This is a genomic window from Clostridium senegalense JC122 (genome assembly GCF_000285575.1).
GTDB lineage: Bacteria > Bacillota > Clostridia > Clostridiales > Clostridiaceae > Clostridium_J > Clostridium_J senegalense.
On record NZ_HE611051.1, the window covers coordinates 142,166 to 150,515 of the forward strand.

The 8,350-nt window shown below is 24.6% G+C and carries 9 protein-coding genes; 2 read left to right on the forward strand and 7 right to left on the reverse strand.

What is annotated here, in order from left to right; genetic code table 11:
• From CSGHG_RS23875 to CSGHG_RS08940, 7 genes are all read right to left on the reverse strand, one after another.
• A partial coding sequence (locus CSGHG_RS23875) for a hypothetical protein (RefSeq protein ID WP_010294282.1) occupies positions 1–205 on the reverse strand: 205 nt, incomplete at its 3' end.
• A 380-nt stretch (positions 206–585) separates the two neighbouring features.
• A complete protein-coding gene (locus CSGHG_RS08910; RefSeq protein ID WP_010294284.1) occupies positions 586–894 on the reverse strand; it encodes a hypothetical protein in 309 nt (102 codons plus the stop codon).
• An 88-nt stretch (positions 895–982) separates the two neighbouring features.
• The gene (locus CSGHG_RS08920; protein ID WP_010294285.1) at positions 983–1,234 is read right to left on the reverse strand and encodes a DUF58 domain-containing protein; all 252 of its coding nucleotides are present in this window, start codon (positions 1,232–1,234) and stop codon (positions 983–985) included.
• Positions 1,235–1,280: 46 nt separating this feature from the next.
• Positions 1,281–1,763 (reverse strand): hypothetical protein, encoded by a 483-nt coding sequence (locus tag CSGHG_RS08925; RefSeq protein WP_010294286.1) that lies wholly within the window; start codon positions 1,761–1,763, stop codon positions 1,281–1,283.
• The gene (locus CSGHG_RS08930; protein WP_010294287.1) at positions 1,756–2,703 is read right to left on the reverse strand and encodes an AAA family ATPase; all 948 of its coding nucleotides are present in this window, start codon (positions 2,701–2,703) and stop codon (positions 1,756–1,758) included. Before CSGHG_RS08930 ends, CSGHG_RS08925 begins: the two co-directional genes overlap by 8 nt.
• Positions 2,704–2,837: 134 nt before the next feature.
• Positions 2,838–3,320, reverse strand: a complete 483-nt coding sequence (locus CSGHG_RS08935) for a hypothetical protein (protein ID WP_010294289.1) — start codon at positions 3,318–3,320, stop codon at positions 2,838–2,840.
• Between the two features lie 133 nt (positions 3,321–3,453).
• The gene (locus tag CSGHG_RS08940) at positions 3,454–4,794 is read right to left on the reverse strand and encodes a VanW family protein (RefSeq protein ID WP_010294290.1); all 1,341 of its coding nucleotides are present in this window, start codon (positions 4,792–4,794) and stop codon (positions 3,454–3,456) included.
• Between the two features lie 244 nt (positions 4,795–5,038).
• Here CSGHG_RS08940 and CSGHG_RS08945 point away from each other — a divergent pair, with 244 nt between their 5' ends.
• The gene (locus CSGHG_RS08945) at positions 5,039–6,082 is read left to right on the forward strand and encodes a M42 family metallopeptidase (RefSeq protein WP_010294291.1); all 1,044 of its coding nucleotides are present in this window, start codon (positions 5,039–5,041) and stop codon (positions 6,080–6,082) included.
• Between the two features lie 301 nt (positions 6,083–6,383).
• Positions 6,384–8,330 carry a YgiQ family radical SAM protein gene (locus CSGHG_RS08950; RefSeq protein WP_010294293.1) on the forward strand — a complete coding sequence of 649 codons (1,947 nt, stop codon included), beginning with the start codon at positions 6,384–6,386 and terminating at the stop codon, positions 8,328–8,330.
• The last annotated feature ends 20 nt before the right edge of the window (positions 8,331–8,350 follow it).

The following is an 8,350-nucleotide window of genomic DNA, read 5'->3' on the forward strand; positions in this document are numbered from 1 at the left end:
TAAGATTTATAAATAAATATACTTTAATTATTTTTAATGTTTCTTTGTTATATAAAAACCAAAACAATATAACAAATATAAAATTTATAAATAATATAATTTTTTTCTTCTTTTTAGTTAATCTTATTAATAATAATATTATTATAGGTAAAATTATTAATAAGATACATTTATAGTCTTTAAAATTTGTTTCTGCATTCTTCATTATTTTAGGCCATATTTTAATTGCAGCTGATATTATATTTTTATCTACAAATTGAATAACCAGTTGAAAGTCTTTTAAACAAAAAACTGTTAATAAAAAAATAACATTAGAATCGGTAAGAATTTATATAATTTTTTTATATAACTTTCAAAATAAAAAATATATAGTACTATTGAGAAAATAATTATCAACATTACAAATTTATAATCAAAATCCTCTATTCTATATCCAGTTCTAATAAGTTCAATAGGAACCATTAAATTTATGACAACTAAAAATATATCGTATATATATTCTTTATATTTTCTCTCTCTATTAGATTTTTCCACATGATACACCTACTTTTACACCATAAATAAATTATTTGGTTTAAAATAATTTTAATTTATTATATCCTTTAAATTAAAACATTTTATATTAAAATTTTCTAATTCTTTTAAAAATTTATTTTCATATAAATTTTTATCACAATGTAACAATGTTATAGAATAACCTAATGTTATCATATTAATTAATACATTTTTCAATTCTTCATTTATGCACATTGTTACTACTATATTGGAACATTTATTCTTTTCATTTTTTATATTTCTTTCTACAAATCTATCAAATTCATCTTGACCATTACTATCATTTCTTAGGAAATATTCTAATAGCCCTTGAAAATCATCATAGTTATATATACTCAATGATTTATTTACAAAATTTTTAATATTGATTTTGCTTTTAATATCTTTTTTAAAAAATTATATATTAATGATGATGTTATATCTATCATTAATTCCTCATCTTCTTCATTATATGTATGACTCTCTTTAATTTTTCCATATTAACTATAATATTTGCTTTTCTCCCTGTTAACTTTTCATAATTTTTTACATATAACCTATTTTGTTTAGCACTAAGTTTCCAATGTATATTTTTTACATTATCCCCTACTCTATATTCTCTTACATCTCTAACAATATCTCTTTCTTTAACATTAATTATTTTTTTACTTAAATTTTCTAATTTATTATTGAAATCCACAGTAAAATTTGAAATTTTATAAATTTTAGGGTATATATTAATGCTTTTAAAATGTTTTTTTCTTTTTTATTGTTACTATATTAAACCAATCACTTACTTTAATTGTAGTTGTTTCAAAGTCATATATTCCTCTCCTTTTAAAATCCATTTCTTTTTTTAACCAATAGCGCTCTTTAGATTTCAAATATATTAAATCACCATTATAATTATTTTCAATTTTTGAAAATATAGGATTACTAATATTTATATATGGTATAGGTAAAACATTACTATTTTCTACAACTAAATTAACTGTAAATTTATCTCCAACATATGTTAATCCCTCTTCATTCCATTTTCCAAATTCCTCATAATCTTTTTTTAATAAAACATCAATATTTTTTATTGAAATTGGTATATATATTAATGCTAATATTCCAATCAACATTATAGTATAAAAAATTCCATAAGGCAGAGTTCCACCAAACATCTTAGCAACTATAAATGATATTATAAGAAAAATCATGTATCTTTTTTTAAATTTAACCATTACTAATCACCTTTGGAACTTGAATTAATTCTAATATATCGTCAATAACTTTTTCCTCAGTAACTTTGTTAGCTTTGCTATTAGATGTGAGTGCTATTCTATGACATAAAACAAGTTTAGCATTCTCCTTTATATCTTCCGGTATAACAAAGCTTCTTCCCTTAATAAATGCAGTGGCTTGTGCAATCCTTTGTAATGCCAATGATGCTCTTACACTAGCTCCTAAAATTAAATTTTTATTATATCTAGTTGCCGATACTATTTTAACAATGTACTCACTAAGTTCATTTTTTATTTTTATATTTTTTACATCTTCTTGAAGTTTAAGTATTTCTTCTTTTGAAACTACTTTTTCTATATCATCTAAAGGATTGCTTGTCTTATACGTTTGCAATATATTAATTTCATCATTTTCCATAGGATAACCTATTTTAACCTTCATTATAAACCTATCTAGCTGAGCCTCTGGAAGTGGAAATGTCCCTTCATATTTTATAGGGTTCTCTGTAGCCATAACTATAAATGGTTCTTCTAATTTATAAGTTATATTACCTTCTGATACTTGTTTTTCTTCCATAGCTTCTAATAAAGCTGATTGTGTTTTTGCTGTAGTTCTATTAATCTCATCACCTAATATTATGTTTGAAAAAACTAGTCCTTTTTTAAATTCAAAATCATTTATCTTATTATTATATATAGACACACCTATTATATCTGATGGCAATAAATCAGGTGTAAATTGTATTCTACTATAAGACATTCCTAATGATTTAGTTAGCGCTTTAATTAATGTTGTTTTTCCTACCCCTGGAATATCTTCTATTAAAATATGTCCATCTGCTAATACTCCTTTAATTATATTTAAAATTTCATTATTTTTACCTATAATAACCTTATTTACATTAGTCAATATTTTTTCTATAATATCTAATTTTTCCACATAAACACCTCTTTTTCAAATTTTTAACTATTATTATTTTAGCATATTTACTCAAAAAAAATAAGAAATAAGATTCTTCTTATTTCTTATACCAATATATTATGAAACTATTCTATTGAGATACTATCTCATTTTTAGATTTTAATTGTTTTTTCCTGTTCTATGGCTTTTTCCAAAGTTCCTTTTATCAGCTCTGGAAAGCTTGAACTAAATATTAAATGAAGTTCTTTTTCCTTATCAAAAACTTTAATAACTATTTGTTTTTTCTTTGTTAACATATTAGTTTGAATTTTTTTTGTGCTTTTTATTTTATGATATTTTATATCAGATATTAATTCCTCTTTTTCATCATAAATTTTTATATCTCTTACATTTAAAACATTTATTGAACTTTTTTTATCCTCTAAGCCTTTAAAATCCAATGTAAAATTAGTAAAATATAATGTCATTCTAGTTTCAACATTATTATTAATTTCTCCAAACCCATCTATATAATCTAAATCTCTTGTTTTAAATTGTATTCCCTTTTTCTTATCTAATTCAATAGATATTTTACAAACTATAAGTACACCAACTAATGCTATTAATATTGCTGTAACTATTGCTAATATAATCATAAAAACTTATCTCCTTTTTATCGAATTATTTGCTTAATTTTGAATATTTTAAATAACATGATAAATTATAACATATATATAAGTTTTTAGAAATTGTTTTTTAATAAAAATTTAACTTTTAGTTCATATTTTTTTATCTACCTTCAATAACTATATTTTCTACTTGCTTATATATATCTTTAGATATAAGTTTTTTTTCCACAAGTTTACCATCTACATATGTTTTTTTATAACTATTAACTTTGTACCCTGGCTTACCTGCTTTTTTTATATATCTCTCCCCTTTAGCCATACTAGAATTATATTTAATAAAATTTTTAGGCTTAATTATATCCTCTATATTCGTTTCAATTTCAAAATGTTTTTTTGCCAAACTATTATTAGAATATATTTTAAATGTAACATAATTTTCATTTGCTTCACCATAAATATATACAGGATAATCCGTTGTATTTTTAAATTTCAAGTCCGAGGCACCATAACTTACCATTGCATCCAATCCTAATGGAACATATTTAACTCTTAAACTGTGATTTCTTCTTTCTAAAACGTCTAAATCAGATTTTAATACAGCATTATATAATGTTGTAGACACCTGGCATACTCCCCCACCTATATCTTCTATATATCTATTACCAGATATAACATTAGCTCTTTCATATCCTTTACTTGCTGTTCTAGGTCCAACTACCTCATTAAAACTAAATGTTTCCTCTGGCATAAGCACTTTACCATTTATAGCTTCAGTAGCCAATTTAATATTTTTTTTTCTACTATATGCTGAATTCATAAATTCAGTTGAAAATTCAGTTATATTTCTATTTATAGTTTTTAACTTTTCTTTAGTTTTTTTAGGATACCATGTAACTAAATTTCCAACTATATATGATTTTTCTTCTATTTGTTTTGATTCTATTTCTTTTAAAATATCCTTTTTTAAAAGCTCACTTTCTAACTTAATCCCTGTAGCATCTTCAGTTATTTGTATGACGCCATTAAAATCTATTTTTATTTCACTTTCTAACGGTTTTATATTAACATCACTTTCTATTGAATAAATAATACCATCTACTGCCTTTTCATTATACTTTAAATCAATATTAATGTAATTTTTATCACCTTTAATTAAAGTTATAAACTTTTTTAAAACATTTAAATCTTTGCTATAATTTATCGCTTCCTTTACAGCTTTTTGTATATCATATTCAATTCCTAATTCCTTAAAACTTATTTTAAACTCTTCTTGTTCAACTTGAATAATTATATTTTTATCTAATATCTTTTTTTCAAAATTTATATGTATTTTCTTTATTGCATCTTCTTCATTTAATTTTCCAATATATATATCCTCCACATATACATTTGGGTATACAACTTTTTCAAATGTTTTTACATATATGTTGATTGCAACTATTGTAATAATAATTATACTTACAGCGATTAATAAATATTTCTTCTTAAACATACTCAACATTAAAATTTCTCCCTTTTAAACAATATTCACCACAGCACTATTTTTACTGTTACTAATATATTTATATTAATAATTTATTTATATAATACTTTTTATCATTTTAGATTAAAGACAAATTTTCTCAATATTTTTAAAATACTAGATTTTCAATTTATTTTATGTTAATATTGAAATTAATAGAAAATATGTTTACAATTTCTTAACAATATTTTTTATATTTATATTAATTTTAAGAGGTGATATTATGCATAACATAGATGTAATTAAAGAATATTTACAAAATATATTAACAATTCCTAGTCCAACTGGTTATTCAAAAAAAATCATGCCTTATATTGCTAATGAATTGGACAAACTAGGTATCAAATATAAACTTACAAATAAAGGAGCCTTAGTTGCTACTATAAAAGGGAAAAATGATAACTATCAAAAAACATTATCTGCTCACGTTGACACATTAGGTGCAATGATTTGCGGTATAAAAGGAACTGGTACACTTTCATTAACTCAACTTGGCGGGTTCATGATGAATTCTATTGAAGGAGAAAACTGCACAATAGAAACTGTTTATGGTAAAACTTTTGAGGGAACAATTCAAACCATAAAACCATCTGTACATATAAGTGGTGGAGATGCTAAAGAACTTAAAAGAGTTGCTGAAAACTACGAAGTTGTTATAGATGAAAAAGTTTCTTCTAAAGAGGATGTTGAAAAACTAGGCATTAATGTTGGAGATTTTATTTGCTTTGATACAAGAACTAGATTTACTGAAAGTGGTTTTATAAAATCAAGACATTTAGATGACAAAGCTAGCGTTGGAATTTTACTATATACTTTAAAATATATCGTTGAAAATAAAATAGAACTTCCTAATACTATAAATGTATTTATAAGTAATTATGAAGAACTTGGTCATGGTGCTTGTGCTGGAATACCGGCTAATACAAAAGAATTTATTGCTGTTGATATGGGTTGTCCAGGACTTGATCAAAATTCTACAGAATTTGCATGTTGTATAGCTGCAAAAGATTCCTCTGGTCCATACGATTTAGACTTAAGAGTAAGATTAACCGATCTTTGCAAAAATAACAATATAGACTATAGAATAGATACATATCCGTCTTACGGATCTGATGCATCTGCTGCATTAAGAGCTGGATATGATATAAAAACCGCTTTAATTGGTGCTGGAATATTTGCATCTCACGGATATGAAAGAACTCATATGGATTCAATATTAGCTACTATAGATTTAATTCTTAATTATGTTCAAGAAGAAGTTAAATAGACTATAATAATAACTCATATATTTTAATAAAAAGGTGTTTTAAAATTACATATAATTTTAAAACACCTTTTTATTAAAATACTAAACAGTAAAAATTATTTTTATTTATATTTTCTTTATGTTATGTTAATATTGATAATGCATTTAAAATAATTACATATACAATTTTTTGTAATATTTTCTAAAGTACCGAACTTAAAATTAGAATTTATATAAATACATATGAAATAGCTTTTTTCTTAAATATTTTAACAAACTAAATTGTTTGTACTTTTGAATTCTAATTAGATTGGAGGATTTTATGACTTTAAACAATGAATTTTTACCTATAAGTAAAAATGACATGAAAAAACGTAATATAGATCAACTAGATTTTATAATAATTACTGGTGATGCATATATAGATCACCCTTCTTTTGGTACAGCTATAATCGGAAGACTTTTAGAATCAGAAGGTTATACTGTAGGGGTTATAGCTCAACCTAACTGGAATTCTGTAGATGATTTTAAAAAATTAGGAGAACCTCGACTTGGATTTTTAATAAATTCCGGAAACATTGACTCTATGGTTAATCACTATACTGCTGCAAAGAAAAAAAGAAATGATGATTTTTATTCTCCTGGTGGTAAGTCTGGGCATAGACCTAATAGAGCTGTAATTGTTTATTCCAATAGAGCTAGAGAAGCCTATAAACATGTTCCTATAATAATTGGTGGTATAGAAGCAAGTCTTAGAAGATTTTCTCATTATGATTATTGGGATGATAAAGTTAGAAAAAGTATTTTACTAGATTCTAAAGCGGATTTATTAATATATGGAATGGGTGAAAATCCAATAATAGAAGTTGCCAAATTTTTAAGTTATGGAAGCTCAATTGAAAGATTAACTCATGTGCGAGGAACTTGTTATGTTGCTAAAAGTATTGATCATCTTAATGATTATATAATGTTGCCTTCTTTTGAAGATGTTTCAATAAACAAAAAATCTTATGCTAAAAGCTATAAACTTTACTCTAAGGAACAAGATTATGTGTGGGGAAAAACTATAGTTGAACCTTGCCAAGATAAATATGTAGTTCAAAATCCACCACAAAAACCATTAAGTGAAGATGAGATGGATAAGGTTTATAACCTCCCTTATACAAGAACATATCATCCTATATACGAACCTATGGGAGGTATTCCAGCTTTAAATGAAGTTAAATTCTCAATAACAAGTCATAGAGGATGTTTTGGAAGTTGTTCTTTTTGTGCACTAACATATCATCAAGGGAGAGTAATTCAAAACAGAAGTCAAGAATCTATAATTAAAGAAGCTAAAACACTAACTGAAGATAAAGATTTTAAAGGTTATATACATGATGTTGGTGGTCCTACAGCTAACTTTAGACATAGAGCTTGTAAAAAGCAAATTAAACATGGTGTCTGCAAAGATAGACAATGTATGTTCCCTACACCTTGTAAAAATTTAATTGTAGACCATACTGAATATCTTAGTTTATTGAAAAAAGTAAGAAATTTACCTAAAGTAAAAAAAGTATTTATACGTTCTGGAATACGTTATGATTATTTAATTGAAGATAAAAATACAAAATTTTTCCATGAACTTTGTGAACATCACATAAGTGGTCAATTAAAAGTTGCTCCTGAGCATATAAGTGACAAAGTATTAGCTCAAATGGGAAAACCTAAACAAGAAGTTTATGATAAATTTAGGAAAAAATATAATGATATAAATACTAAATTAGGGAAAAAACAATTTGTTGTTCCATATTTAATGTCTAGTCATCCAGGTAGTACACTAAATGAAGCTATAGCTCTTGCACAATATATTAAAACTATGGGACACATGCCAGAACAAGTACAGGATTTTTATCCTACTCCAGGTAGTCTTTCAACTACAATTTATTATACTGGTATAAATCCTATAACAGAGGAAAATGTATATGTCCCAAAGGCTCAAAAAGAAAAAAATATGCAAAGAGCATTATTACAATTTGAAAACCCTGATAATCATAGTATAGTTAAATCTGCACTTATTAAAGCTAACAGAGAAGATTTAATTGGATTTACTCAAGATTGTATTATAGGTCCTAGACCAATTAAACGTAAGGGATATCAAGGTAAAAATAAAAATGTAGCAAAAATTGAAAAGAATTTAAAGGCTGATAAACAGGTTAAAGGAAAAAGAAACAATAGTAAAAATTCTCTTTCAAAAAAATCAAATAAAAAGGTATATAAAAAATAAAAACTGGTAAATCCAGTTTT

Excerpts from the sequence above, each read along its gene's own strand:
- CSGHG_RS08925 (WP_010294286.1), bottom strand. The coding sequence starts at position 1,763 with ATGGTTAAATTTAAAAAAAGATACATGATTTTTCTTATAATATCATTT.
- CSGHG_RS08935 (WP_010294289.1), bottom strand. The coding sequence starts at position 3,320 with ATGATTATATTAGCAATAGTTACAGCAATATTAATAGCATTAGTTGGT.
- CSGHG_RS08940 (WP_010294290.1), bottom strand. The coding sequence starts at position 4,794 with ATGTTGAGTATGTTTAAGAAGAAATATTTATTAATCGCTGTAAGTATA.
- CSGHG_RS08945 (WP_010294291.1), top strand. The coding sequence starts at position 5,039 with ATGCATAACATAGATGTAATTAAAGAATATTTACAAAATATATTAACA.
- CSGHG_RS08950 (WP_010294293.1), top strand. The coding sequence starts at position 6,384 with ATGACTTTAAACAATGAATTTTTACCTATAAGTAAAAATGACATGAAA.